The organism is Streptomyces sp. NPDC086989 (assembly GCF_044745505.1).
Taxonomy (GTDB): domain Bacteria; phylum Actinomycetota; class Actinomycetes; order Streptomycetales; family Streptomycetaceae; genus Streptomyces.
On the sequence record NZ_JBIVAL010000003.1, the window covers coordinates 103,895 to 128,760 of the forward strand.

The following is a 24,866-nucleotide window of genomic DNA, read 5'->3' on the forward strand; positions in this document are numbered from 1 at the left end:
CCGGACCGATAGCATTGGATCATGCCTGAACAGCCAGTGATCGAGGTCTCGGACCTCCATCAAAAATACGGGGAATTCGCCGCGGTTCGCGGAATATCGTTCGACGTCCAGCCCGGAGAGGTATTCGCGCTGCTCGGGACGAACGGTGCCGGGAAAACCACCACGATGGACGTCCTGGAGGGGTTCCGGCCCGCAACCCGGGGAACCGCCCGCGTCCTGGGCGTCGACCCCCATGCACACCGCCGCAAGATCGCGCACCGGGTCGGCATCATGCTCCAGGAGGCGGGGTTCTTCCAGGAACTGACCGCCGCCCAGACCGTCGACGCCTGGCGCCGGTTCATGGTGAGGGCGCGGTCGCGCACCGAGGCCCTGGCGATGGTCAGGCTGGAGGACCGGGCGAACACCCCGGTGGGCCGGATGTCGGGCGGCGAGAAGCGACGGCTCGACCTCGCCCTTGCGCTGCTCGGCCGGCCGGAGGTCCTCTTCCTCGACGAACCCACCACCGGCCTGGACCCCGAAGCCCGCCGCGACACCTGGAAGCTCATCAAGGGCCTGGTGGGCGAGGGCATGACCGTCCTGCTCACCACGCACTACATGGAGGAGGCGGAGTTCCTCGCCGACCGCGTGGCGATCATGGACCACGGCAGGATCGTCAGGTCGGGCACGCTCGGGGAGATGGTGCAGCAATTCGCCGCACGGATCTCCTTCCGGCTGCCGGCCGGGCTCCGCGCCGCCGACCTTCCGGTCCTGAGCGGCACCGAGGTGCAGGAGGAGTCCGGACGGACGGTGCTCCTGGCCCGCGATCCCCAGGACGTGCTGAGGGCGCTGCTGCACTGGGCGGACGGCGCCGACGCCTCGCTGCGTGAACTCGAGGTGCGCAGCGCCTCCTTGGAGGATGTCTTCCTCGATGTCGCCGAGAACGGTAGGAAAGCCCCGTGATGTGGTTCCGGTACACCTTCGCGCAGTTCCGGCTGTCCCAGCGGGTCTACTGGAAGCAGTTCGGCTTCGCGTTGACCGCGGTGATCGTGCCGCTCGGACTGGGCATCGCCTACCCGATGAGCATGCACGGCAAGAAGCTGATCGCCGGCATCGACGCCGGGCAGTACGCGCTGGTCGGCTTCATCGGCTTCGTCCTGCTCTGGATCGTCTACAACCTGATCAATTCGGCCGCGTCCCGGCGTGACGCCCTGATCTACAAGCGGTTGCGGGGCACCGCCCTCCCGGACACCTCCATCTTCGCCGGGGAGGCGCTCAGCGGCAGCGTCGTGAGCCTTGCGGAAGTCGTCGTCCTGATAGCCGCCGGATGCGCCCTCATGGGTTCTTCGGGACCGGAGAACGTCCCGCTGTTTCTGATCGCCGTCGTGCTGGGCGCCGCCATGTTCGCGATGGTGGCCATCGGCGTCTCGGGACTGCTTCCCAATGCGGAGGTGTCCACCTGGATCGTCACCCCCTTCATGATGCTGATGATGCTGGGATCCGGCGTCACCATGCCGCTGTCCGCACTCCCGGAAATCCTGCGGACCCCGGCCGAGTACCTGCCGCTCACCCCGGTCGTGGAAATTCTGCGAACCGCCTATTTCGGCCGTGACTTCGCGACGGATTCGGCGGGCCCGGCAGTTCCGGACCACATCGGATTCCTCGACGCCTTCCAGGCCTGCTCGACCCAGGTCGGTATCATGTGTGCCTGGACCGCGATCGGACTCGCCCTCGCCCAGAAGTACTTCCGCTGGGACCCCCGGCACGCCGGGTGACCCTACGGGCACCGGCCAAGGGCACTGCCACGGGCGGGGGTTCGGCCCGGACCGTGACATGGGGGAGACAGAGGCGCGTGCTGGGGCAGTCATCGGAGTCCGTGCCGCGCGCCGTCGGAGTCCTCATCATCGGGCTGTTCCTGTTCTACGTCGCCGAGCCGGCGTTCTACTGGGGCTCCTCGCGGCCGGGCGTGCCGTACGTGCTGGCCGCCGTCGTGGGTGTCCTCGCGTTCGGGGCGACGTTCATCCGCATCGTGCGGGAAAGCATCCGGTACGGGCCCGGCGGGAACGTGCGTACCGCCGACCTGGCCGTGTGCGGGATCGTGGGCTTCGGCGTCTGCTTCACCTGCGGTCCGTACTGGATGGCGCTGCCCGCGTTCTTCGGCGGAGCGGCTCTGCTGTCGCTCGCGCCGTGGCCCGCCGTCACGGTCACGGCACTCGCCCTCGCCGGCGAGGCCCTGGCCGGCCTGATGCTCGGCCTGAGCGGCTCCGGGGCGGTGGAGGTGACCGTCCGGGCCGGCATCACCGCACTCGTGGTGTTCGCCCTTGGGCGGCTGGGCGCGCTCATCAGCGAAGTCCACCGGGCCCGGGCGGAACTGGCCAGGATGGCGGTGGTGCAGGAGCGGCTGCGGTTCTCCCGCGACCTCCACGACGTACTCGGCCACACCCTGTCCGTCATCGCGCTCAAGAGCGAGGTGGCGGTCCGGCTGGCTCCGCGGCGGCCCGAGCGGGCCCGGGACGAGATGGAAGCCGTGGTGGACATCGCCCGCAGCGCCATCACCGATGTCCGCACGCTCGTACGGGGTTACCGGCAGCCGTCGCTGTCGGCCGAGATCGACGGGATCCGCTCCGTGCTGGAGACCGCCGGGGTGGCGTGCGAGGCCGACGCGATACCGCAGCAGCTTCCGACCGCGGTCCAGGACGTCCTCGGCTGGGTCGTCAGGGAGGGCGCCACGAACGTCCTGCGGCACAGCCGGGCAACCTGGTGCCGGATCAAGGTCCGCACCAGCGGGGACACCGTGCTCCTGGAGATACTCAACGACGGTGCGCAGCAGCAGGCGGAGGGACGGCAGCGGCGCGGCGGTCACGGCCTGGTCGGCCTCTCCGAGCGGCTGGCGGCCCTGGACGGCCGGCTCGCCTCCGGCCCGGGCCCCGGCCGCACCTTCCGCCTGCAGGCCACCGTCCCGCGGGATCCGCCGAACAGCGAAACGACCAGGGAGACATCCCCATGATCAGGGTTCTCATAGCCGAGGACGAACGGCTCATCCGCGAGGCGCTGGCGGTCCTGCTCTCGTTGGAGGACGACATCGAGGTCGTCGCGCAGACCGGGACCGGCGACGAGGTCGTGGCGCTCGCCTCCGGGCACCGGTGCGACGTGGCGATCCTCGACATCGACATGCCCGGCACCGACGGGCTCACCGCCGCCGAGCGGCTCCGGCGCGACCGGCCGCAATGCGCGGTCATCGTGCTGACCAGCCACGGCCGCCCCGGCTACCTGCGGCGTGCGGTGCACGCCGGCGTCCGCGGGTTCCTGACCAAGGAGGTCGCGGGCGACCGGCTCGCGCAGATCGTGAGGGAAGTCAGGGACGGCGGGCGGTACATCGACCCGGTGCTGGCCGCCGACGCGATCTCCGTCGGGGAGAGCCCGCTGAGCAGGCGCGAGCTGGAGGTCCTCAGGCTCGCGGAGGACGGCCGGCCGCTGCACCGGATCGCCGGGGAGCTCTCGCTCAGCGAGGGGACGGTCCGCAACTACATCTCGGCGGCGATCCAGAAGCTCGGAGCGTCCAACAAGCTCCACGCGATCCGTATCGCGACTCAGGCCGGATGGCTGTAGCGGATCACCTTGGTGATCGGCCACGGCCATCCGGCCCTGGGTTGGCCGCACGGCACCACCCGCCGGGGGGCGGGGCGGGGGCTACGGCCGTGCGCCGAGGCGGGCGGCGGTGACCGCCGGCCTCACGCGCGCGGGTCTACCGGTGTTTACCAGCAGCCGGCGGTGCCGATGGTGGCCGGGCAGCCGGCGGTGCCGGCGGTGCCGAGGCAGCCCGCACCGCTGACCTCGCCGAGGTCCTCGATGGTGACGTCCTCGACGGCGTCCTGGATGTTCTCCACGGCGAAGTTGTTCTCCATGACCTTTTCTCCTTGACGAAGTGACACGGGCGGACGGATTAGTCCGCCCTGGGCGGCCACGTAATGCCCGCGGCCGGACAGAAAAGGCCCCAATTCCGCACTGAAGTGCGCCTCCATCGAGCGGAAGATCGGCCCGGGCTGTCATCATTATTTTTAGCAGGCCCTTACGAACGGCCCCAAGCCAAGCGCGGAAGAAGAATATTCGCGCGCCCTCGCACGCAGAATTCCAACGCAAAATTCCCGGTCATCCGACGGAATGACCGGGCAGGTGCAAAACGGTGCGGCGCGGCGAGGACGGCCGCCCCTCGGCGGGGGCCGCGAGGAGGGTGGTGCCGGCGGCCGTGGCCGCCGGCACCGTGAGGCTCCGGTCAGTGGGAGCCGAAGGTACCGGCGCTGCTCGCGGGGCAGCCGGCGGTGCTCGCCGTGCCGAGGGTGCCCGCACCGCTGACCTCGGTGAGGTCCTCGATGGTGACCTCCTCGACGATGTTCTGACCGAGCTCGGAGATGGTGTTGTTCTCCACGATTCCTCCTTGATGGAAATACGGCGCGCCTTGGACGAGCCGCCGGGAATCACTGGAACGGTCACGGAAAACAGCATCCCGAAAAGAGACACCACTCCCCCGCGCCCGCATCCTTCCACGAACCCGCGCAGGCAGAACCGGGAATCGGATAACGCCGTTCCGTCGGCTGCAGGAGGTTCCGGCCAGTGATCTGAAGTATTTCTAACAAGCCTCCGGGCCGGCTCCAAGCAAAGCGCGGAAGAAGAAGAATGGAACCCACTTCGGGGGGGGCGCGGGGGCCGGGCGGGGGCCGGACGGCGGCGCGGCGCCCGGGCATGGAAAAGCAAAAGCCCCAGGTCACGGCGAGTGAGTCCTGGGGCTTCTACAGAGCCGCCTTCGGGATTCGAACCCGAGACCTACGCATTACGAGTGCGTTGCTCTGGCCAACTGAGCTAAGGCGGCACCGCTGGGCAGACAAGTGTTCCCTCGGAGGGGAGCTCTCATCAGCAGCGGCGCCAAGTCTACAGGCTCGAACGGGGTGCCCCGAACCACGTCGTCCGGGGCCCGCGGCGGCGGCCGTCAGGCGCACTTCTTGCCGTCCTTCGGCGGCGTCCCCTCCAGCAGGTACGTGTTGATCGCCGTGTCGATGCAGGTGCTGCCGCGGCCGTACGCCGTGTGCCCGTCGCCGTCGTACGTGAGCAGGACGCCGGAGTCGAGCTGCTTCGCCAGCGCCTGGGCCCACTTGTACGGGGTCGCCGGGTCCCGGATCGTGCCGACCACCACGATCGGCGGGGCGCCCTTCGCTGCCAGCGCGCCCGCCGCGCCCGTGGCCTTCACCGGCCAGTACGCGCAGTTCAGCGAGGCCCAGGCCAGGCCCGCGCCGAACACCGGCGAGGCCTTCTCGAAGGAGGGCAAGGCCGCCTCGACCGCCTGCGGGCCCGCGAAGGCCGGCGGCTGGTCCAGGCAGTTCACGGCGGCGTTCGCGAACATCAGGTTCGCGTACTTCCCGTCCGGCTCGCGCTCGTAGTAGCTGTCGGCGAGGCCGAGGAGGCCGGACCCGTCGCCGTTCATCGCCGAGGCCAGCGCCTCGCGCAGCTGCGGCCAGGCGCTCTCGTCGTACAGCGCCGCGATCACCCCGGTCGTGGCCAGGGACTCGCCGAGCGGGCGGTCCGGGTCGCCGCTGGGCACCGGCTGGGCGTCGGCCTTGCGGAAGAAGTCCTGGAGCCGGTCCGCGATCGCCTGCGGGCTGCCCTTGCCGAGCGGGCAGTCGGGCTGCTTCGCGCAGTCCCTCGCGAAGGAGCGCAGGGCCGTCTCGAAGCCACCGGTCTGGTCCCGGTTCATTTCGAGCGCCGGGCGGGAGGGGTCCATGGCGCCGTCCAGGACGAGCCGGCCGACCCGGCCGGGGAAGAGGTCCGCGTACGTCGCCCCGAGGAGGGTGCCGTAGGAGGCCCCGACGTACGTCAGCTTCTCGTCGCCCAGCACGGCACGGAGCACGTCCATGTCGCGGGCGGCCTCGACGGTGGAGACGTGCGGCAGGATCCGCGGCGAGCGGGCCTGGCAGCCGGCGGCGAACTCCTTGAACGCCGCCACCAGCGCGGCCTGCTCCGCCGCGTTGTCCGGCGTCTGGTCCACCTGTGTGAACTTGTCCATCTCCGGGCCGGTCAGGCACTGCACCGGGCTGCTGCGGGCCACCCCGCGCGGGTCGAAGGAGACCATGTCGTACTGGGTGCGGACGGCCTCCGGATAACCGATGCCCGCGTACGCCTGGAGGTATCCGATGCCGGAGCCGCCCGGCCCGCCCGGGTTGACCACCAGCGAGCCCAGCCGCTTGCCGGGGCCCGTGGCCTGGCGGCGGGCCACGGCGATGTCGACGTCCTGGCCCGCCTCGGGGTGCGCGTAGTCCAGCGGCACCTTCATCGTGGCGCACTGGAACCCGGGGACGCCGCAGTCGCGCCAGCTCAGCTTCTGCTCGTAGTACGGGCGCAGCGCCGTCGGGACCGCGGCCGGGGCGGCCGACGGTGCGGCGCCCCGGGCCGAGGAGGCGGCCGCCCGGGGTCCCGCCGACCCGGCCGAGGTGCACCCGGAGAGCAGCAGCCCGGCGGCTGCGATCACGGTTGCGGTGGTACGCAGCAGGCGACTGGTGTCCATCCTCGGAGCCTACGTCCTGCCCGGCGCCCCGGCCGGGCGGGCGGAAGCCGGTCCGCCGTCCCCGGCCCGCGGGCGCACCACAGCCCGCCCGGGACCCGTCCTACCCGGCACGAGCCCGCCGGATCGCTCATACGGATGAAGCGGTCAACGTACGGCGGTCAGCCCGCGCGCAGCGCCATCGTCATCGCCTCGACCGCGAGGAGCGGGGCCACGTTGCGGTCCAGGGCCTCTCGGCAGGCGATGATCGCTTCGATCCGGCGCAGGGTGCGCTCCGGTCCGGACGCACGGGCGATCCGGTCGAGGTCGGCCCGTATCTCCTCGTTCGCGATCGCCAGCGAGGAGCCCAGCTGGAGCGCCAGCACGTCCCGGTAGAAGCCGGTGAGGTCGGTCAGCGCCAGGTCGAGGGTGTCGCGCTGGGTGCGGGTGCGGCGGCGCTTCTGCCGGTCTTCGAGTTCCTTCATCACGCCCGCCGTGCCGCGCGGCATCCGGCCGCCGGTTCCGGCCCCGGCACCGAGCGCGGCCCGCAGGTCCTCGGTCTCCTTAGCGTCGACCTCCTCCGCGACCTGCTTGGCGTCCTCGGCGGCGGTGTCGACCAGCTCCTGGGCGGCCTTGAGGCAGCCACCCACGTCGTCGATCCGGAGCGGGAGCTTCAGCACGGCGGCACGCCGGGCCCGGGCGGACTCGTCCTGTGCGAGCCGGCGGGCCCGGCCGATGTGGCCCTGGGTGGCGCGCGCGGCGGCCGCGGCGACGGCGGGCTCGATGCCGTCGCGCCGGACCAGCACGTCGGCGACGGCGTCGACCGGCGGGGTGCGCAGGCTCAGGTGGCGGCAGCGGGAGCGGATGGTGGGCAGCACGTCCTCCAGCGAGGGCGCGCACAGCAGCCACACGGTCCGCGGGGCGGGCTCCTCCACGGCCTTGAGGAGCACGTTGCCCGCGCCCTCGGTCATCCGGTCGGCGTCCTCCAGGACGATGACCTGCCAGCGGCCCACGGCCGGGGAGAGCTGCGCCCGGCGGACCAGGTCGCGGGTCTCCTTCACGCCGATGGACAACAGGTCCGTACGGACGAACTCCACATCGGCGTGCGTGCCGACCACGGTGGTGTGGCAGCCGTCGCAGAACCCGCAGCCCGGCTCGCCCCCGAGGGCGCGGTCGGGGCTGGTGCACTGCAGGGCGGCCGCGAAGGCCCGGGCCGCGGTGGCCCGTCCGGAGCCGGGCGGTCCGGTGAACAGCCAGGCGTGCGTCATCTTGGACGCGGCGGGCGGCGGCGAGCCGGCCTCGACGGCGGTGACCAGGGCGTCGGCGTCCCGGGCGGCCGCGGCGAGCTGCGCCTGCACCCGCTCCTGGCCCACCAGGTCGTCCCATACGGGCATGCCGCCCACCGCCTTTCACCGGCCGTCTTCGCCGGCCGTCCGTACCGCTCGCACTCGTCCTGCCGTGCCCTGCTCCGGCCCGCTCGCCCCAGTGTGGCGTGCGCCACTGACAATCCCCGTCAGCGGCGGCGCGGGCCGCCCTCTTCGTCCTCGTCGTCCCGGCGCGGGCCGAGCAGTTCGTCCGCCAGGGTCGGCAGATCGTCCAGCGGGGTCTCCTCGGCCCAGGCGGGCCGCGGCCGGTCCGGGCGCGTCGGCCGGCCCTGCTGCCGCCCGCTCGGCCGGCCGTCCTCGCCGAAGACCGGCAGCTCGCGCGTCACGTCGTCGCCGGAGTCCCGGAAGATGCCCGGCGGCACCCGGTCGGCCGGGCTCTCCTCCGGGCGCCGCGCCGTGGGCCGCACGGCGGAGTGGGCCTGGCCGGAGGGGCCCTGGCCGGAGGGGCCCTGGCCTGCCGGAGGGCTCGTACGGGACGGCCGTACGGGCGGCAGGACCGCCGTCTCGTCGGTCGCACCGGCCGGCGGCACCGCCGGCAGCACCGAGGTCTCCGCCGCCGGGTCCGCCTTCGGCACCGGCACCGTCTGCGTCACGTCGTCCGGCTGGACGACCCGCTTGGTCAGCGGGGTCTCCACCGTCACGGCGTCGTCCGGCAGCGGCTCCTTGGTCATCGGCACCTTCGGCGCCGGAGCCGCCGGTTCCGGAGCGGGGGCGGGCGTCGGCGCAGGCGCGGGAGCCGCCGCAGCCTGAGCCGCAGCCTGGGCCGCCGCCGCCTGCGCGGCCGCCGCAGCCGCCGAGGCCTCCGCCAGCCGGCGCGCCTCCTCGGCCCTCAGCAGGGCCTCCTCGGCCCGCCGCTGCTTCTCCAGCCGCCGCTCCTCGGCCTCGGCACGCAGCCGGGCCTCCTCCTCCGCCTGCTTGCGCAGCCGCTCCTGCTCCGCCGCGCGGGCCTTCTCCTCCGCCTCCCGGCGCAGCCGCTCGGCCTCGGCCCGGGCGCGGGCCTCCTCCTCGGCGCGCAGCCGCTCCTCCTCCGCCCGGCGGGCGGCCTCGGCCTCGGCCTTGATCCGGGCGGCTTCGGCCTCGGCCTTCAGCCGGGCCTCCTCCTCGGCCCGCAGCCGCTCTTCCTCGGCCTTGCGCGCCGCCTCCTCCTCGGCCCTGCGCCGGGCCTCCTCCTCGGCCTTGCGCCGGGCCTCGGCCTGGGCGGCCACCTCGGCCGCCGAGAGCGGGAGCATCCGGTCCAGGCGGTGGCGCACGACGGTGGTCACGGACTGCGGGTCCTGGCCGGCGTCGACCACCAGGTAGCGCCCGGGGTCGGCCGCGGCCAGCGTCAGGAAGCCGGCCCGCACCCGCTGGTGGAACTCGGCCGGCTCGGACTCCAGCCGGTCCGGGGCCTCGGTGAACCGCTCGCGCGCCGTCTCGGGCGATACGTCGAGCAGCACGGTCAGGTTCGGGACGAGCCCGTCGGTGGCCCAGCGCGAGATCCGGGCGATCTCGGTCGGCGACAGGTCGCGGCCGGCGCCCTGGTAGGCCACCGAGGAGTCGATGTAGCGGTCGGAGATGACCACCGCGCCGCGTTCCAGGGCGGGCCGTACGACGGTGTCCACGTGCTCCGCGCGGTCGGCGGCGTACAGCAGGGCCTCGGCGCGGTTCGACAGCCCGGCCGAGGAGACGTCGAGCAGGATCGAGCGGAGCCGCTTGCCGACCGGGGTGGCCCCCGGCTCGCGGGTCACGACGACCTCGTGGCCCTTGCCCCGTATCCAGTTGGCGAGCGCCTCGACCTGGGTGGACTTGCCGGCGCCGTCGCCGCCCTCCAGGGCGATGAAGAACCCGGCGTCGGACGCGGCCTGCACCGGCTCTCCACCGCGCAGCGCCTCGCGCAGGTCACGGCGCAGCGGTACGCCGCTGCGGTCGTCGGCCTTGGCGAGGACCACGGCGGCGACGGGCAGCAGCAGGGCGCCCACCAGCATCAGGGTGAAGGCTGCGCCGCCGTGCTCGAAGACGAGGCCCCCGCCGGCCAGCCGGTGCGGGCCGATCGCCGCGGCCAGGACCGGGGCGAGGACGGCGCCGATGCCCACGGCCACCCGTACGACGGCCTGCAGGTGCTCGGTGACCCGGGCCCGGCGGAACTCCTCGGTCTCCTGGTCCAGCAGGGTGTGCCCGGTGTTGGCGGCCACGCCCGCGGCGGTGCCGGCGAGCAGCGACAGGAACAGCACGGTCGCCGTGTCGGGGACGAGCCCGGACAGCAGCAGCGTCAGCCCGGACACCGCGATCGCCAGGGCCAGCAGCCGGCGCCGGGAGAGGGCGGGCAGGACCTTGCCGGCCTGGGTGGCGCGGATGCCGACGGCGGTGCCGCCGAGCAGGGCCAGGACGAGCAGGGCGAAGGTGGCGGGGCCGCCGCCCAGGTCGAAGGCCTGGAGGACGGCCACGGCGGCGGCACTGGCCACGGCTCCGGCGACGGCTGCGCAGGCCAGGACGAGCAGCGGGACGGCCCCCGTGCGGCCCTTGTCCGGACGGTCCCCCGTCCTGGGGGCCCGCAGGCCCTCCAGCGGGGAGCGCGGGCGCGGGGTCTTCGTCGCGGGCAGCACGAGCGGGAGCAGCAGCGAGACCGACGCCGCGAACAGGCCGGAGGCCACGTACGAGCCGAGGGCGGCCTGGTTCTCGGCGAACCAGTCCACGCCGAGGCCGAGGGCCTTGCCGACCAGGGTCGCGGCGAGGAGCACGGCGGCGGCGACGGGCATGGCGGCGAAGGTGGTGCGCAGGGTCAGTCGGCGCAGTGTGTCGAGGTGGTCCGGCAGCGGCCGTACGGTCGCGCCCTCCGGCGGCGGCGAGGGCAGCAGGGCGGGAGCCGCGCTGTCCTTGGCCAGGGACCACAGCCGCTCGGCGACGCCGGAGACGAAGACGGTGGCCAGCAGCGCGGTCAGCGCGTGGTCCGGGATCCAGTCGAGCCAGAGCGGGGCGACGACGAACAGGCCGAGCCGGACCCCGTCGGCGCCGATCATCGTCCAGCGGCGGTCCAGCCTGCCGCCGGCCTCCTTCGGCGCGAGGAGCGTGGCCATCGGCCCGAGCAGCACGGCCCCGAAGAGCAGCGTGGCGAGGATCCGGACCCCGAAGACGGCGGCGACGGCGAGGGCCCAGCCCCGGTAACCGCCGCCGAAGCTCTCTTCGGAGACGGCCGTCTGGAAGGCCAGCAGCACCAGCACCAGCAGGGCGAGGGCGTCGCCGACGCCGCTCACCAGCTGGGCGCTCCACAGCCGGCGCAACCTGGGGGTGCGCAGCAGTGCGCGCACCGCACGCTCGCGGGAATCCGCAGCGAGGGCTTCGTCGTAGGTGGGGTTCGCGGGGGCGGTCACGACCGTTGGCTGCTCGGCTCGCGTCATCCGCCCAGCCTATCCGCTGCGCCTGACCGCCGCGGAGCCCTGTGGACAACGCCGGGTGTGACCCCGCCCGCACCCTGCGGCCTGCGGGAAACGGCGGAGCCCCGTGCGCGGTGCGCACGGGGCCCCGGGTGACGGGTGCCCGTCTACTCGTCCGATGCCGGGGCGGCGGCCGCCGCCTTCGTCGCCGTGGCCTTCTTGGCGACCGTCTTCTTCGCGGCCGTCGCCTTCGCGGTCGTCGTCTTCTTCGCCGCCGTCTTCTTGGCGGCCGTCGTCGCCTTCTTCGCCGGGGCCTTCTTGGCGGGCGCCTTCTTGACGGCCTTCTTCGCCGTCTTCTTGGCCGGGCCCTTCGCCCGCTTCTCCGCGAGCAGCTCGTAGCCCCGCTCCGGCGTGATCGTCTCGACGTCGTCGTCCCGCCGCAGCGTCGCGTTCGTCTCGCCGTCCGTCACGTACGGTCCGAAGCGGCCGTCCTTGACGACGACCGGCTTCTCGCTGACCGGGTCCGTGCCCAGCTCCTTCAGCGGCGGCTTGGCCGCCGCCCGGCCGCGCTGCTTCGGCTGCGCGTAGATCGCGAGGGCCTCGTCCAGCGTGATCGTGAACAGCTGGTCCTCGGTCTCCAGCGACCGCGAGTCCGTGCCCTTCTTCAGGTACGGGCCGTAGCGGCCGTTCTGGGCCGTGATCTCCACACCCTCGGCGTCCACGCCCACGACCCGGGGCAGGGACATCAGCTTGAGCGCGTCGTCCAGGGTCACGGTGTCGAGGGACATCGACTTGAACAGCGAGGCCGTCCGCGGCTTCACCGCGTTCTTGCCGGTCTTCGGCGTGCCCTCGGGCAGGATCTCCGTCACGTACGGCCCGTAGCGACCGTCCTTGGCGACGATCTCGTTCCCGCTGACCGGATCCTTGCCGAGCTCGAACTCGCCGCTCGGCTTCGCGAACAGCTCCTCCGCGTACCCGATCGTCAGCTCGTCGGGCGCCAGGTCGTCGGGCACGTCGGCGCGCTGGTGGCCCTCCGCGTCCTTCTCGCCGCGCTCGACGTACGGCCCGTAGCGGCCGACGCGCAGCACGATGCCCTCGCCGACCGGGAAGGAAGAGATCTCCCGGGCGTCGATCGCGCCGAGGTCCGTGACCAGCTCCTTCAGGCCGCCGAGGTGGTCGCCGTCGGCCGGTACGACCTCCGACGCGTCCTCCGAGCCGAAGTAGAACCGCTTCAGCCACGGCACGGACTGGGCCTCGCCGCGCGCGATGCGGTCGAGGTCGTCCTCCATCTTGGCCGTGAAGTCGTAGTCGACGAGCCGCCCGAAGTGCGTCTCCAGCAGGTTAACCACGGCGAACGACAGGAAGGACGGCACGAGCGCCGTGCCCTTCTTGAAGACGTACCCGCGGTCGAGGATCGTGCCGATGATCGACGCGTACGTCGACGGGCGGCCGATCTCCCGCTCCTCCAGCTCCTTGACCAGCGAGGCCTCGGTGTAGCGGGCCGGCGGCTTGGTCGAGTGGCCGTCCGCCGTGATCTCCTCGGCCGACAGCGCGTCGCCCTCGGCGACCTGCGGCAGCCGCTTCTCGCGGTCGTCGAGCTCGGCGTTCGGGTCGTCCGCGCCCTCGACGTACGCCTTCATGAAGCCGTGGAAGGTGATCGTCTTGCCGGAGGCGGTGAACTCGGCGTCCCGGCCGTCCGAGGCGCGGCCGCCGATCTTGACGGTGACCGAGTTTCCGGTCGCGTCCTTCATCTGGGAGGCGACGGTCCGCTTCCAGATCAGCTCGTACAGGCGGAACTGGTCGCCGGTCAGACCCGTCTCGGCCGGCGTGCGGAAACGATCACCCGAGGGGCGGATCGCCTCGTGGGCCTCCTGCGCGTTCTTGACCTTGCCGGCGTAGACGCGCGGCTTCTCCGGCAGGTAGTCGGCCCCGTAGAGCTGCGTGACCTGCGCCCGCGCCGCCGACACGGCGGTGTCGGAGAGCGTGGTGGAGTCCGTACGCATGTAGGTGATGAAGCCGTTCTCGTACAGCTTCTGCGCCACCTGCATCGTCGCCTTCGCACCGAAGCCGAGCTTGCGCGAGGCCTCCTGCTGGAGCGTCGTCGTGCGGAACGGGGCGTACGGGGAGCGGCGGTACGGCTTGGACTCGACCGAGCGGACGGCGAACGAGGTGTCCGCCAGCGCGGCGGCCAGCGCCCGGGCGTTCGCCTCGTCAAGGTGCAGCACCTCGCTCTTGAGCTGCCCGTTCGAGCCGAAGTCGCGGCCCTGCGCGACGCGCTTGCCGTCCACCGTGTTCAGGCGGGCGACCAGGGTCGAGGGGTCGGAGACGTCCCCGGTGCGACCGGTGGAGAAGGTTCCGGTCAGGTCCCAGTACTCGGCGGAACGGAAGGCGATGCGCTCGCGCTCCCGCTCGACGACGAGACGCGTGGCCACCGACTGGACGCGGCCGGCCGACAGGCGCGGCATGACCTTCTTCCACAGGACCGGCGAGACCTCGTAGCCGTAGAGGCGGTCGAGGATGCGGCGGGTCTCCTGCGCGTCGACCATGCGCTGGTTGAGCTCGCGCGGGTTGGCGACGGCGTCGCGGATCGCGTCCTTGGTGATCTCGTGGAAGACCATCCGGTGGACGGGGACCTTGGGCTTGAGGACTTCCTGCAGGTGCCACGCGATGGCTTCGCCCTCGCGGTCCTCATCGGTGGCGAGGAAGAGTTCGTCGGACTCGGCCAGCAGCTCCTTGAGCTTCCTGACCTGGGCCTTCTTGTCGGCGTTGACGACGTAGATCGGCGCGAAGTCGTGCTCGACGTCCACGCCGAGGCGGCGGACCTCGCCCGTGTACTTGTCGGGGACCTCGGCGGCGCCGTTCGGGAGGTCGCGAATGTGCCCGACGCTCGCCTCGACGACGTATCCCGGGCCGAGGTAGCCCTTGATCGTCTTCGCCTTGGCAGGGGACTCGACGATGACGAGTCGGCGGCCGCCCTTTGCGGTCTCGCTAGTCGGGGACAACTTGGCTCTTCTCTCCGGTCGGCACTCGGTCGCGGTACGGCGACGCTGCGGAGTGTGACGGTACAACCCGCCCCCGTGTCAAACGGGGGAAGCCCGCAACGGCCACTCGAACGGTAACCCGACAAGTGCCATTTCTGCCGCCCGGATACCGCGCCGGACCCGTCGCGATCACCGGGCCGGGTGGCCCGGGGGCCGTCTGGCCCCGCCCCCGCACCCCGCCTGACGTCCCGTTTCCGCAGGGCCCGCGGTGGCCGGTCGCGCCGGTGGGCGGGCCACCGATCAGAGTCGGGCGAAGCACCACACGCCGAGCGCCAGGCAGACTCCGGAGGCGGCCAGGGCGAGCGGAACGGCGACCGCGGGGCGCACACCCTCGGCCACCGGCGCGCGGCGCAGGGCGCGCGCCCCCGTCCAGCCCAGCAGAGCGGTCCCGAACAGCAGGAAAACGATCCCCGCGAAAATCCCCGGACCGCTCTCCATGCCGTTCCCCCCTTGCCCTCCGGCCGCTCCCCGGGCCTCCTACGGGTCCCCCCGGAACCCGTGGGCGGCCCCCGGCCGTCCCCCCGGACGGGAGCCTGACAGCCGGGGGGAAACGGCGAGCGAACCCCGGGTTACATCACGGATCCGGCCATGGTCCCGGCGCCGCGGACGGCTGTGCCGAAGAGGTGCCGGCAGGGTCCCGGGCGGGGCCGGCGGAGCACCCTCAGCCCTCGGCCGGCTCCAGGAACCCCTGCTCGACCAGCACCCGGATCGACTCCGGAGTCCGATCCCGCAGGACCACCGGATCCTCCTGCACCAGGTGCGCGATCGCGTCCAGGATCCGGCCCGCCGTGAGTGAGCCGTCGCACACTCCCGCGAAGCCCGCCCCGACCGTGTCGACCTTGGTCGCGCGCCGCATCCCGCGGTTCTGCCGCAGCACCACGTGCTCCGGGTCCTCCGCGCCGGGCGCGCCGACCTGCTCCTGGACGACCTCCGCCGCCAGCACGAAGCGGGCCTCCAGCAGGGCCGCGTCGTCGTGGTCCCGCAGGTAGTCCTGCCGGGCGAAGTGGGCCACGACGGCGTCGCCGAGCGGCTGCTCCACCGAGTGCGGCCACTCCTCGACCACGACGGACGGCTCCGCCGCGTCACTGCGGCGCAGCGTGATCCAGCCGAAGCCGACGGCCTTGGTCTTGCGGGCCTCGAACTCGTCCAGCCAGTCCTCGTACCGGCGGGCGTACTCGGCGGGGTCGGTCCGGTGGTCGCCCGCGTCGCGCAGCCACAGTTCCGCGTACTGCGTGACGTCCTGCACGTCACGCTGCACGATCCACGCGTCGCAGCCGCGCGGCACCCAGGCGCGGACCCGGTCGCGCCAGTCCTCGCCCTCCACGTGCTGCCAGTTGCCGAGGAACTGCGCGTACCCGCCCGGGTTGAGGTGCGCGCCGGCCTCCTGGACGAGGGTGCGGCACAGGTCGTCGCCGCCCATCCCGCCGTCGCGGTACGTCAGCCGGGCGCCGGGAGAGATCACGAACGGCGGATTCGACACGATCAGGTCGTACGTGGCCGCGCCCACCGGCTCGAACAGCGACCCGAGGAGCAGCTCGGCCTCCTGGGCGCCGGACAGCGCGAGCGTCAGCCGGGTGAACTCCAGGGCCCGGGGGTTGACGTCGGTGGCGGTGACGCGGGTGGCGTGCTGCGCGGCGTGCAGGGCCTGGATGCCGGATCCGGTGCCGAGGTCGAGGGCGCTGGCGACCGGGATGCGGACGGTGATCCCGGCCAGCGTCGTGGAGGCCCCGCCGACGCCGAGGACCACGCCCTCCTCGCGGCTGCCGATCCCGCCGGCCCCGCCGACGGCGCAGCCGAGGTCGGAGACGATGAACCAGTCCTCGCCGTCGGGGCCGCCGTAGGGGCGCACGTCGACGGTGGCGTACACCGAGTCCTCACCGTCGGCGCCCTCCTCCCGCCGCAGCCAGCCGTCGGCCAGCGCCGCCTCGACGGGCAGTGCACGGGCGGCGTGCGCGTACGGCTCCGGCTGCTGGAGCAGGAACAGCCGGACCAGGCTCGCGAGCGGGCCGTCGCCACCGCCGCGCGTGGCGCGCAGGGCGGGGACCGTCTCGCTGCGGGCCAGTGCGGCGTAGGCGGGGGCGCCGAGCAGGTCGAGCAGGCCGTCGGCGGTGAAACCGGCGGCGAGCAGGGCCGTGCGGAGCTCGGCGGCGCGGTCGGGCGTGGGAAGGCTGGTGGTACTCACCGGTCCATTGTGTCGGCTGGCGCCGCCGAAAGCGTGCCCCGCGCGGCCGACGGCCCCACACGCACCGGGGCGGGCCGGGTTCCCCGAACCCCGGCCGCCCCGTTCCGCGTACCGCCCCGGCCGCTCCGGACTCCGGCGGCCACAGCGGTGCGCCGCCTCACTTCGTCGGCGAAGGCGCCGTGACCTGGCAGCCCTTCTGACCGTTCATCGCCTTGTCCAGGCCGCCCGTCTTGAGCGTGTTGAGCGCATCCTTGCCACCCTGGGTGGCCGCTTCGAGTCCGCCGGCCACGTCCTTGAGGCCCTCGGCGAACTTCGTCTGGTCGTTCGGGTCCAGGCCTTCCATCTTCGTCTTCAGGTCGGCGTAGCCCTTGGACGTCGCCGCGAAGCCCTTGACCGCGGCCTCCTGGGTCGTCTGGCCGTCCTTGACCGGCGGAACTCCCGCCCCCTGCAGGGCGGCCCCCATCGCCTGGTACGCGCCGGACATGCTCCCGAACGCCGCCGAGTCGGTCGTCTGCACCTCTTGGGGCTTGCTGCTCTCGGTCGCCACCCGCTTGATGTCCGCGTTCGCGGTCTCAATCTTCTTCAGCTCGGGCTGCCACTTGTCGCAGACCTTCTTGGCCCAGGCGTTGGCCTTCTCGTCCCCGTCGTCACCGCCGCAGCCGGACAGCACGAGCATCAGTACCGCACCGCCGGACACCGCGGCCGCAAACTTCTTGTTCACCGGATTGGTCCCTTCGAAGGCTCTCGGCCCGGAAGATACACGTCCGCCATCCGGGGACGCACAAAGGCGGACAGACGGCGCGTCAGTCCGCGCCGCCTGTCCGCCGTTCAGTCGCACCCCCCAGTCCGCGGACCGGGTGGGCCCGCAGGCCCCTTCCGGGGTCGCCCCTGAGGTCAGGAGACCGCCGCGGGGTCGGGCTGCTGGGTGACCCGCTCGGCGGTCGCCTCGTCGCCCTCGGCCTCGTCCCCGACCGCGATGCCGCGGCGCTTGGACAGGTACACCGCGCCGATGATGACGGCGATGGCGAGGACCGCGACGATCGCGCGGACGGTCGCGCTCGTGTCCGCGCCGTAGCTGAACTGCACGACCGCGGGGGCGATCAGCAGTGCGACCAGGTTCATGACCTTGAGCAGCGGGTTGATGGCGGGACCCGCCGTGTCCTTGAACGGGTCGCCGACCGTGTCGCCGATGACGGTCGCGGCGTGGGCCTCGCTGCCCTTGCCGCCGTGGTGGCCGTCCTCGACGAGCTTCTTCGCGTTGTCCCACGCGCCACCGGAGTTGGCGAGGAAGACCGCCATCAGGGTGCCGGTGCCGATGGCTCCCGCGAGGAACGAGCCGAGGGCGCCGACGCCGAGCGAGAACCCGACCGCGATCGGCGTCAGGACGGCGAGCAGGCCGGGCGTGGCGAGCTCGCGCAGCGCGTCCTTGGTGCAGATGTCCACGACGCGGCCGTACTCGGGCTTCTCGGAGTAGTCCATGATCCCGGGGTGCTCGCGGAACTGGCGGCGCACCTCGTAGACGACGGCGCCCGCGGAGCGGGAGACGGCGTTGATGGCGAGGCCGGAGAACAGGAACACGACCGCCGCACCCAGGATCAGGCCGACCAGGTTGTTGGGCTGGGCGATGTCCAGGCTGAGGTTCATCTCGCCCGCCTTGGCCCCGACCTGCCTGATCGCGCCCGCGATGGCGTCGTTGTACGAGCCGAACAGCGCGGCCGCGGCGAGCACGGCGGTGGCGATCGCGATGCCCTTGGTGATGGCCTTGGTGGTGTTGCCGACGGCGTCCAGGTCGGTCAGGACCTGTGCACCGGCGCCCTCGACGTCGCCGGACATCTCGGCGATGCCCTGGGCGTTGTCGGAGACGGGTCCGAAGGTGTCCATGGCGACGATGACGCCGACGGTGGTGAGCAGGCCGGTGCCGGCCAGGGCCACCGCGAAGAGCGCGAGAATGATGGACGTACCGCCGAGCAGGAACGCCCCGTACACGCCGAGGCCGATGAGCAGCGCCGTGTAGACGGCGGACTCCAGGCCGACGGAGATGCCGGCGAGGACGACGGTGGCCGCGCCGGTCAGGGAGGACTTGCCGATGTCCCGGACGGGACGGCGGTTGGTCTCGGTGAAGTACCCGGTCAGCTGCTGGATCAGGGCCGCGAGCAGGATGCCGATGGCGACGGCGACGAGGGCCAGGATGCGCGGGTCGCCGGAGTGGTTGGTGATCGAGGGGTTCTCGACGCCGACGAGGTCCTTGTAGCTGGCGGGCAGGTAGGCGTAGACGGCGATACCGACCAGGACCAGCGAGATCACGGCGGAGATGAAGAAGCCGCGGTTGATGGCGGTCATCCCGCTGCGGTCGGAACGGCGCGGGGAGACCGCGAAGATGCCGATCATGGCGGTGATGACGCCGATCGCGGGGACGATCAGCGGGAAGGCCAGGCCCAGGTCGCCGAAGGCGGCCTTGCCGAGGATGAGCGCGGCCACGAGGGTGACCGCGTACGACTCGAAGAGGTCGGCCGCCATACCGGCGCAGTCGCCGACGTTGTCGCCCACATTGTCGGCGATGGTCGCGGCATTGCGCGGGTCGTCCTCCGGAATGCCCTGCTCGACCTTGCCGACCAGGTCGGCGCCGACGTCGGCGGCCTTGGTGAAGATGCCGCCGCCGACGCGCATGAACATCGCGATCAGGGCGGCGCCGAGGCCGAAGCCCTCCAGGACCTTGGGGGCGTCGGCGGCGTAGACCAGGACGACGCAGGAGGCGCCGAGCAGGCCGAGGCCGACGGTGAACATGCCGACGACGCCGCCGGTGCGGAAGGCGATCCGCATGGCCTTGTGCGCGACGTCGGTCAGGTCCTTGGCGGGCTCGCCCTCGGCGGGGGTGGCCTCGCGTGCGGCGGCGGCGACGCGGACGTTGGCGCGGACCGCGAGCCGCATGCCGATGTAGCCGGTGGCCGCCGAGAAGAGGGCGCCCACGAGGAAGAAGGCGGAACGCCCCGCCCGCTGGGTCCAGTCGTCGGCGGGAAGCAGGAAGAGCAGGAAGAACACGACGACGGCGAAGATCCCGAGGGTGCGCAACTGCCGGCCGAGGTAGGCGTTGGCGCCTTCCTGGACGGCGGCGGCGATTTTCTTCATGCTGTCGGTTCCCTCGTCGGCGGCGAGTACCTGGCGGACCAGGATCTGCGCGACGACGAGTGCGGCAAGTGCCACGGCCGCGATCACCATGACGATGAGCCGATTGTCATCGGTGAGTACTGCGGCTGCCAGATCGGAGTTTCCGATCGGCGCGTTGGGGGTGAAGAGCCCCGTCATTCGTCCTCCTTGACGTGATGAGCTCAAGATGTGGACGGATTGTAGGGAGCTCTTCCCGATCAAAACAGTGCGCAGGAAACGGAATTGGCCTGCTCTTGCTCCTCAGCAATAGATCGCGTCACTCCATTACCCTCGAAAGAAGTAATGGGACAAAGGCATTGACGACTGATCACTGATCTAGGAAATGCCGAACGGTATGAAAAAAGGCCCTGCTCAGCAGGGCCTTGATGAAGATCGGAAGAATCTCCGGGCTGCGGCGTCCCGCGGGTGGATGCGGCCGCCGGGCCACGCGAGATCCACCGCGGCCACGCGAGATCCGCCGCGGGCTACGCGAGATCCACCGCGCCGGACACGGGCCAGCTCATCCGGATGGTCCCGCCCGCCTCGCCGCTCGTCACCTCGACGTCGTCGACGAGCCCGCTGATCACCGCGAGACCCATCTCGTCCTCGGTCTCGGTGTCCGGGTCCAGGGCGGCGTCGAGCGCGGGCACGGCGCCCTCGGGGCCGCCGGCCGGTCCGGGCACCTCGTCGCCGACCTCGATGGAGAACGACTTCTCCTCCTCGGTCAGAACCACCCGGACGGGCGCGGTCAGGCCGTTGCTGAGATGCAGACCGACGGCGCGCGAGCAGGCCTCGCCCACGGCGAGGCGGACCTCGTCGAGCACGGCTTCGTCCACGCCGGCCCGCCGCGCCACGGCAGCCGCGACGAGGCGGGCCGTCCGGACGTGTTCGGGCTGGGCGCTGAAGCGCAGTTCAACGGTGGCCATGCGCGTCCCCCTCGGACTACGGGCGTGCCTTACAGGGGCCCGGACCGCTTCGGCCCGCGCCCCCGCTCCTGCTCCTCGGCCGCCCCGCGGCGCCTCGCGGCGCCCCGGGGGCGGAGCCGTCAGTCGGTGGCGGCGACGGCGTCTTCCACCGTCGTGTGGATCGGGAACACCTTCGTCAGACCGGTGATGCGGAAGATCTTCAGGATGCGCTCCTGGTTGCACACCAGACGCAGCGAGCCCTCGTGCGCCCGGACGCGCTTGAGACCTCCCACGAGCACACCAAGCCCGGTGGAGTCGAGGAAGTCCACTCGCTCCATGTCGACAACCAGGTGGTAGCTGCCGTCGTTCACCAACTCGACCAACTGCTCGCGCAGCTTGGGCGCGGTATACACATCAATCTCGCCACCGACCTCCACGACCGTGCGGTCGCCGACAGTGCGAGTCGACAGGGACAGGTCCACGGATCCTCCAGCACCTTGCTATCGAGCGGCGCCCCCCAGGGGCCTCCCCACCCGTAGGCAGGGGAGGGATTGGCTGCCGCGATGGCATTCAATCACTTACCGGCAGGCGCGCACGACGCCTTCGGACCATTGTCCCGCACGCCGGTGACACACTCGGTTCCAATGGCCAATACTCACCGTCCCGGTCGGCCCACGGCACCCGAGGACCCACGACCCACTCCCGGCACGGTCCTGGACCGGCTCTCACGGGGGCCTTCTCGACCTGCGCGCATCACCCATACGGAGCACTTGCCCCCTCGGGCGGGCCGTCATGCAGTCTGGCCCGACCGCATCCGAACGGATGTCGTGGCGGCGATTCGGGCCGCCGGTATCGAACATCCGTGGGAGCACCAGGCCGCGGCCGCCGAGCACGCCCTGGACGGCGAGTCGGTGGTCGTCGCCACCGGCACCGCCTCGGGCAAGTCGCTGGCCTACCTCGCGCCCGTCCTGTCCGCCCTCGCGGACGGCGCCGAGGCCCCGAACGGGCGCGGTGCCACCGCCCTGTACCTGGCCCCCACCAAGGCCCTCGCGGCCGATCAGCGGCGCGCCGTGCGGGCGCTCGCCGCCCCGCTGGGCAACGCGGTCAGGCCGGCGGTCTACGACGGCGACACGCCGGTGGAAGAACGCGAATGGGTGCGCCAGTACGCGAACTACGTGCTCACCAACCCCGACATGCTGCACCGGGGGATCCTGCCCGCCCATCCCCGCTGGTCCTCCTTCCTGCGCGCGCTGCGCTACGTGGTCATCGACGAGTGCCACACCTACCGGGGCATATTCGGCTCCCACGTGGCCCAGGTACTGCGCCGGCTGCGGCGGCTGTGCGCCCGCTACGGCTCCGATCCGGTGTTCCTGCTGGCCTCCGCCACCGCGAGCGACCCCGCGGCCGCAGCGTCCCGGCTGACGGGCGTCCCGGTCACCGAGGTGGCCGACGACGCCTCCCCGCGCGGCGAGGTGGTCTTCGCCCTGTGGGAGCCGCCGCTGCTGACCGAGCTGCGGGGTGAGAAGGGCGCCCCGGTGCGCCGCACCGCCACGGCCGAGACCGCCGACCTGCTGACCGACCTGGTCGTCCAGGGGGTCCGTACGGTCGCCTTCGTCCGCTCCCGGCGCGGGGCGGAGCTGATCGCGGTGATCGCCCAGGAGCGGCTGGCCGAGGTGGACCGGTCACTGCCCGGGCGTGTCGCGGCCTACCGGGGCGGCTACCTGCCGGAGGAGCGCCGGGCCCTGGAGCGGGCCCTGCACTCCGGCGAGCTGCTCGGGCTGGCCGCCACCACCGCCCTGGAGCTGGGCGTGGACGTCTCGGGCCTGGACGCCGTCCTGATCACCGGGTACCCGGGCACCAGGGCCTCCCTGTGGCAGCAGGCGGGCCGGGCCGGGCGCGCCGGGCAGGGCGCGCTGGCCGTGCTGATCGCCCGGGACGACCCGCTCGACACGTACCTGGTCCACCATCCGGAGGCCCTGTTCCGCCAACCGGTGGAAGCGACGGTCCTGGACCCGGACAACCCGTACGTCCTGGCCCCGCACCTGTGCGCGGCCGCCGCCGAGATCCCGCTGACGGAGGCGGACCTGCCCCTGTTCGGCCCAGCGGCAGCCGAGCTGGTCACGCAGCTGGAGGGCGCGAAACTGCTCCGGCGCCGGGCGACCGCCTGGCACTGGACCCGCCGGGAGCGGGCCTCGGACCTGACCGACATCCGCGGCGGGGGCGGGCGGCCGGTCCAGATCGTCGAGGCAGCCACCGGTCGCCTGCTGGGCACCGTCGACGAGTCCGCCGCCCACACCGCCGTCCACGACGGGGCCGTCCACCTCCACCAGGGCCGCACCTATCTGGTGAAGCAGCTGGACCTGGAGGACTCGGTGGCGCTGGTCGAGGAGTCCAGCCCGCCGTTCTCGACCACCGCCCGCGACACCACCTCCATCTCCGTCCTGGAGACCGAGACCGAGATCCCGTGGGGCCCGGCCCGGCTCTGCTTCGGCTCGGTCGAGGTGACCAACCAGGTCGTCTCGTACCTGCGCCGCAAACTGATCACCGGCGAGGTGCTCGGCGAGGCCAAGCTGGACCTGCCGCCCCGCACCCTGCGCACCCGGGCCGTGTGGTGGACCGTGACCGAGGACCAGCTCGACGAGGCCCGGATCAACCCGGAGATCCTCGGCGGCGCCCTGCACGCCGCCGAGCACGCCTCCATCGGCCTGCTCCCGCTGTTCGCCACCTGCGACCGCTGGGACATCGGCGGGGTGTCCGTCCCGCTGCATCCCGACACCCTCCTGCCGACCGTGTTCGTCTACGACGGCCACCCGGGCGGCGCCGGGTTCGCGGAGCGCGCCTTCCACACGGCCCACGCCTGGCTGACGGCTACCCGTGACGCGATCGCCTCCTGCGAATGCGAGGCCGGCTGCCCGTCCTGCATCCAGTCCCCCAAGTGCGGCAACGGCAACGACCCGCTCCACAAGCGCGGCGCGATCCGCCTCCTGACCCGCCTCCTCGCGCAGGCCCCGCCCCCCTGACGGCCGACCGCCGACCACGGCCGGCAGCCCGGCCCGGTCCGCGCCGCCAGGAGGCCAGGGGGGGCCGGCGCCGAACCCACGCTCAGCTCACGGGCCCCGACACACCCGTCCGGGTAACGCGGCAGCCAGCGACGGGGCCGTCCGGGTCACGCGCCCGGAGCCCGGCGGCCGGGTCACGCGACGGCCAGCGGCAAGGCCGCCCGGCTCCCGCGGCGGGCAGCGGCAAGGCCGTCCGGGTTACGCACCCGGCGCCGGGCAGCCGGGTCACGCGGCAGCCAGCGACAGGGCCGCCCGGGTCACGCGACGGGCAGCGACGGGGCCGTCCGGGGCGGGAGGTGGGCCGTCCGGGGCAGGGGGCGGGCCCGCGCGGGCTCTGATCGTCGGGGCGAACGGGCCCGTCGCGGGGCGGGCCGCCACCTCGGCCACCTCGCCCCCGACCGTGCAGGCGGTCACCTCTGCGCCGTGGGCCGCCGCGACCCGGCGGGCCGCGGCGCAGGCCGCCTCCGGGCCATGGGTCCAGGTCGCGGCCGCCGCGAGGGCCGCCAGATCGGCAGCCGCCGCCGCGCGGTGACGGCCCACGACGGCCTGGCCGAGCAGCAGCACCCCGCCGAACACTGCCCCCAGCACGGTCGCCACCAGGGCCGCCCACACCGTCGCCGAACCCCGGTCCCGGCTCATGGCGGCGGCCCCACGCTGTCCTCGGCCAGGGCCACCGCCTGCGCCCCGAGCCGCACCGGCAGCCCGCCCGGTCCCGGCGCCGGCGCCGCCACCCGGACCCGCCACAGGTCTCCGTCGCGTTCCAGCGCCACCTCCGCTCCCGGCGGGGCGGCCGCCCGAGCCGCCGCCTCCGCCACGCCCGGCGGCTCCGACCGGGCCGCCGCCCGCGCGCCGGCCCGGGCGGCGTCCACGCACCGGATCTGCGCGGCCGCCGCCATCAACGCCCACACCAGCAGGGCCGCGAAGAGCACCAGCGCGGGGATCACCAGCGCGGCCTCCGCCGTCACATAACCCCGGTCGCCCGGGCCCCGGCGCTTCTCCTCAGAACGGCACATCGAGCGCCTTCCCGATGGTCGACTGAAGTGCCGCGGAGACGACGTCACTCGTCACCACTTTGTACAGGACAGCCGCGAATGCACACGCCGCGATCGTGCCCATGGCGTATTCGGAAGTGGACATGCCCGCGTCCTTCGCGCGACCGTTCAGCGCCGACCGCACACGAAACCAGATGATCCTCATGACTGCCTCCCGTTGATATGTGTTTCTTGACGTGGTCTCAGCGGCCATTGCAGAGGCCGACTTGAGATGTTCGATGTCCCCGAGGTCCTTGAGGTCCC

Annotated in this window: 20 protein-coding genes and 1 tRNA gene; 5 read left to right on the forward strand and 16 right to left on the reverse strand. The window is 72.7% G+C overall.

Going from position 1 to position 24,866, the window contains the following annotated elements; genetic code table 11:
• Positions 1 to 21: 21 nt before the first annotated feature.
• From ACIPK4_RS07195 to ACIPK4_RS07210, 4 genes are all read left to right on the forward strand, one after another.
• On the forward strand, positions 22 to 939 hold the full coding sequence (locus tag ACIPK4_RS07195) for an ABC transporter ATP-binding protein (RefSeq protein WP_402309843.1): 918 nt from the start codon (positions 22 to 24) through the stop codon (positions 937 to 939).
• Positions 939 to 1,751: an ABC transporter permease gene (locus ACIPK4_RS07200; RefSeq protein WP_054226258.1), complete on the forward strand. Its 813-nt coding sequence runs from the start codon at positions 939 to 941 to the stop codon at positions 1,749 to 1,751. The genes ACIPK4_RS07195 and ACIPK4_RS07200 overlap by 1 nt, the downstream gene beginning before the upstream one ends.
• Before the next feature lie 77 nt (positions 1,752 to 1,828).
• Positions 1,829 to 2,983 (forward strand): sensor histidine kinase, encoded by a 1,155-nt coding sequence (locus tag ACIPK4_RS07205; protein WP_402309845.1) that lies wholly within the window; start codon positions 1,829 to 1,831, stop codon positions 2,981 to 2,983.
• The gene (locus ACIPK4_RS07210; protein ID WP_402309846.1) at positions 2,980 to 3,585 is read left to right on the forward strand and encodes a response regulator; all 606 of its coding nucleotides are present in this window, start codon (positions 2,980 to 2,982) and stop codon (positions 3,583 to 3,585) included. Before ACIPK4_RS07205 ends, ACIPK4_RS07210 begins: the two co-directional genes overlap by 4 nt.
• Positions 3,586 to 3,731: 146 nt before the next feature.
• Here the strand turns inward: ACIPK4_RS07210 and ACIPK4_RS07215 are convergent, their stop codons facing one another.
• The 13 genes from ACIPK4_RS07215 to bldG form a co-directional block, all read right to left on the reverse strand.
• A complete protein-coding gene (locus ACIPK4_RS07215; RefSeq protein ID WP_159044545.1) occupies positions 3,732 to 3,881 on the reverse strand; it encodes a thiocillin family RiPP in 150 nt (49 codons plus the stop codon).
• A 368-nt stretch (positions 3,882 to 4,249) separates the two neighbouring features.
• The gene (locus tag ACIPK4_RS07220) at positions 4,250 to 4,402 is read right to left on the reverse strand and encodes a thiocillin family RiPP (RefSeq protein WP_159044543.1); all 153 of its coding nucleotides are present in this window, start codon (positions 4,400 to 4,402) and stop codon (positions 4,250 to 4,252) included.
• Between the two features lie 367 nt (positions 4,403 to 4,769).
• Positions 4,770 to 4,843: transfer RNA gene (locus tag ACIPK4_RS07225), tRNA-Thr, on the reverse strand.
• Positions 4,844 to 4,960: 117 nt separating this feature from the next.
• The gene (locus ACIPK4_RS07230; RefSeq protein ID WP_402309849.1) at positions 4,961 to 6,529 is read right to left on the reverse strand and encodes an alpha/beta hydrolase; all 1,569 of its coding nucleotides are present in this window, start codon (positions 6,527 to 6,529) and stop codon (positions 4,961 to 4,963) included.
• 158 nt (positions 6,530 to 6,687) lie between these two features.
• Positions 6,688 to 7,899 (reverse strand): DNA polymerase III subunit delta', encoded by a 1,212-nt coding sequence (locus ACIPK4_RS07235; protein WP_054226272.1) that lies wholly within the window; start codon positions 7,897 to 7,899, stop codon positions 6,688 to 6,690.
• Positions 7,900 to 8,018: 119 nt separating this feature from the next.
• Positions 8,019 to 11,264 (reverse strand): dTMP kinase, encoded by a 3,246-nt coding sequence (gene tmk, locus ACIPK4_RS07240; RefSeq protein ID WP_402309850.1) that lies wholly within the window; start codon positions 11,262 to 11,264, stop codon positions 8,019 to 8,021.
• 143 nt (positions 11,265 to 11,407) lie between these two features.
• Positions 11,408 to 14,242 (reverse strand): type I DNA topoisomerase, encoded by a 2,835-nt coding sequence (gene topA / locus ACIPK4_RS07245; RefSeq protein WP_402309852.1) that lies wholly within the window; start codon positions 14,240 to 14,242, stop codon positions 11,408 to 11,410.
• 279 nt (positions 14,243 to 14,521) lie between these two features.
• Positions 14,522 to 14,719: a hypothetical protein gene (locus tag ACIPK4_RS07250; protein WP_054226252.1), complete on the reverse strand. Its 198-nt coding sequence runs from the start codon at positions 14,717 to 14,719 to the stop codon at positions 14,522 to 14,524.
• 223 nt (positions 14,720 to 14,942) lie between these two features.
• Entirely contained in the window at positions 14,943 to 16,463 is a 1,521-nt protein-coding gene (locus ACIPK4_RS07255; RefSeq protein WP_054226251.1) for a class I SAM-dependent methyltransferase, read from the reverse strand.
• 157 nt (positions 16,464 to 16,620) lie between these two features.
• Positions 16,621 to 17,184: a small secreted protein gene (locus ACIPK4_RS07260; RefSeq protein ID WP_402309854.1), complete on the reverse strand. Its 564-nt coding sequence runs from the start codon at positions 17,182 to 17,184 to the stop codon at positions 16,621 to 16,623.
• Positions 17,185 to 17,357: 173 nt separating this feature from the next.
• Positions 17,358 to 19,766, reverse strand: a complete 2,409-nt coding sequence (locus tag ACIPK4_RS07265) for a sodium-translocating pyrophosphatase (protein ID WP_402309856.1) — start codon at positions 19,764 to 19,766, stop codon at positions 17,358 to 17,360.
• 326 nt (positions 19,767 to 20,092) lie between these two features.
• Complete coding sequence (locus ACIPK4_RS07270) at positions 20,093 to 20,533, reverse strand: ATP-binding protein (protein WP_402309858.1); 441 nt, start codon at positions 20,531 to 20,533, stop codon at positions 20,093 to 20,095.
• A gap of 119 nt (positions 20,534 to 20,652) precedes the next feature.
• Positions 20,653 to 20,994 carry an anti-sigma factor antagonist BldG gene (gene bldG, locus ACIPK4_RS07275; RefSeq protein WP_030152678.1) on the reverse strand — a complete coding sequence of 114 codons (342 nt, stop codon included), beginning with the start codon at positions 20,992 to 20,994 and terminating at the stop codon, positions 20,653 to 20,655.
• Between the two features lie 81 nt (positions 20,995 to 21,075).
• Here bldG and ACIPK4_RS07280 point away from each other — a divergent pair, with 81 nt between their 5' ends.
• Positions 21,076 to 23,532, forward strand: coding sequence for a DEAD/DEAH box helicase (locus tag ACIPK4_RS07280; RefSeq protein ID WP_402309859.1), 2,457 nt, complete (start codon positions 21,076 to 21,078; stop codon positions 23,530 to 23,532).
• Between the two features lie 264 nt (positions 23,533 to 23,796).
• Here the strand turns inward: ACIPK4_RS07280 and ACIPK4_RS07285 are convergent, their stop codons facing one another.
• From ACIPK4_RS07285 to ACIPK4_RS07295, 3 genes are read right to left on the reverse strand one after another with little or no spacing between them, the layout of a single operon-like run.
• Positions 23,797 to 24,210, reverse strand: a complete 414-nt coding sequence (locus tag ACIPK4_RS07285) for an Rv3654c family TadE-like protein (RefSeq protein ID WP_402309861.1) — start codon at positions 24,208 to 24,210, stop codon at positions 23,797 to 23,799.
• Complete coding sequence (locus ACIPK4_RS07290) at positions 24,207 to 24,584, reverse strand: TadE family type IV pilus minor pilin (RefSeq protein ID WP_402309862.1); 378 nt, start codon at positions 24,582 to 24,584, stop codon at positions 24,207 to 24,209. The genes ACIPK4_RS07285 and ACIPK4_RS07290 overlap by 4 nt, the downstream gene beginning before the upstream one ends.
• Complete coding sequence (locus ACIPK4_RS07295) at positions 24,571 to 24,768, reverse strand: DUF4244 domain-containing protein (protein WP_054226150.1); 198 nt, start codon at positions 24,766 to 24,768, stop codon at positions 24,571 to 24,573. Before ACIPK4_RS07295 ends, ACIPK4_RS07290 begins: the two co-directional genes overlap by 14 nt.
• Positions 24,769 to 24,866 lie beyond the last annotated feature (98 nt).

Bases quoted from the DNA above. Each gene is read 5' to 3' on its own strand.
- ACIPK4_RS07195 (WP_402309843.1), top strand. From the start codon at position 22: ATGCCTGAACAGCCAGTGATCGAGGTCTCGGACCTCCATCAAAAATAC.
- ACIPK4_RS07200 (WP_054226258.1), top strand. From the start codon at position 939: ATGTGGTTCCGGTACACCTTCGCGCAGTTCCGGCTGTCCCAGCGGGTC.
- ACIPK4_RS07210 (WP_402309846.1), top strand. From the start codon at position 2,980: ATGATCAGGGTTCTCATAGCCGAGGACGAACGGCTCATCCGCGAGGCG.
- ACIPK4_RS07215 (WP_159044545.1), bottom strand. From the start codon at position 3,881: ATGGAGAACAACTTCGCCGTGGAGAACATCCAGGACGCCGTCGAGGAC.
- ACIPK4_RS07230 (WP_402309849.1), bottom strand. From the start codon at position 6,529: ATGGACACCAGTCGCCTGCTGCGTACCACCGCAACCGTGATCGCAGCC.
- ACIPK4_RS07235 (WP_054226272.1), bottom strand. From the start codon at position 7,899: ATGCCCGTATGGGACGACCTGGTGGGCCAGGAGCGGGTGCAGGCGCAG.
- tmk (WP_402309850.1), bottom strand. From the start codon at position 11,264: ATGACGCGAGCCGAGCAGCCAACGGTCGTGACCGCCCCCGCGAACCCC.
- ACIPK4_RS07250 (WP_054226252.1), bottom strand. From the start codon at position 14,719: ATGGAGAGCGGTCCGGGGATTTTCGCGGGGATCGTTTTCCTGCTGTTC.
- ACIPK4_RS07265 (WP_402309856.1), bottom strand. From the start codon at position 19,766: ATGACGGGGCTCTTCACCCCCAACGCGCCGATCGGAAACTCCGATCTG.
- ACIPK4_RS07270 (WP_402309858.1), bottom strand. From the start codon at position 20,533: ATGGCCACCGTTGAACTGCGCTTCAGCGCCCAGCCCGAACACGTCCGG.
- ACIPK4_RS07280 (WP_402309859.1), top strand. From the start codon at position 21,076: ATGGCATTCAATCACTTACCGGCAGGCGCGCACGACGCCTTCGGACCA.
- ACIPK4_RS07285 (WP_402309861.1), bottom strand. From the start codon at position 24,210: ATGAGCCGGGACCGGGGTTCGGCGACGGTGTGGGCGGCCCTGGTGGCG.
- ACIPK4_RS07290 (WP_402309862.1), bottom strand. From the start codon at position 24,584: ATGTGCCGTTCTGAGGAGAAGCGCCGGGGCCCGGGCGACCGGGGTTAT.
- ACIPK4_RS07295 (WP_054226150.1), bottom strand. From the start codon at position 24,768: ATGAGGATCATCTGGTTTCGTGTGCGGTCGGCGCTGAACGGTCGCGCG.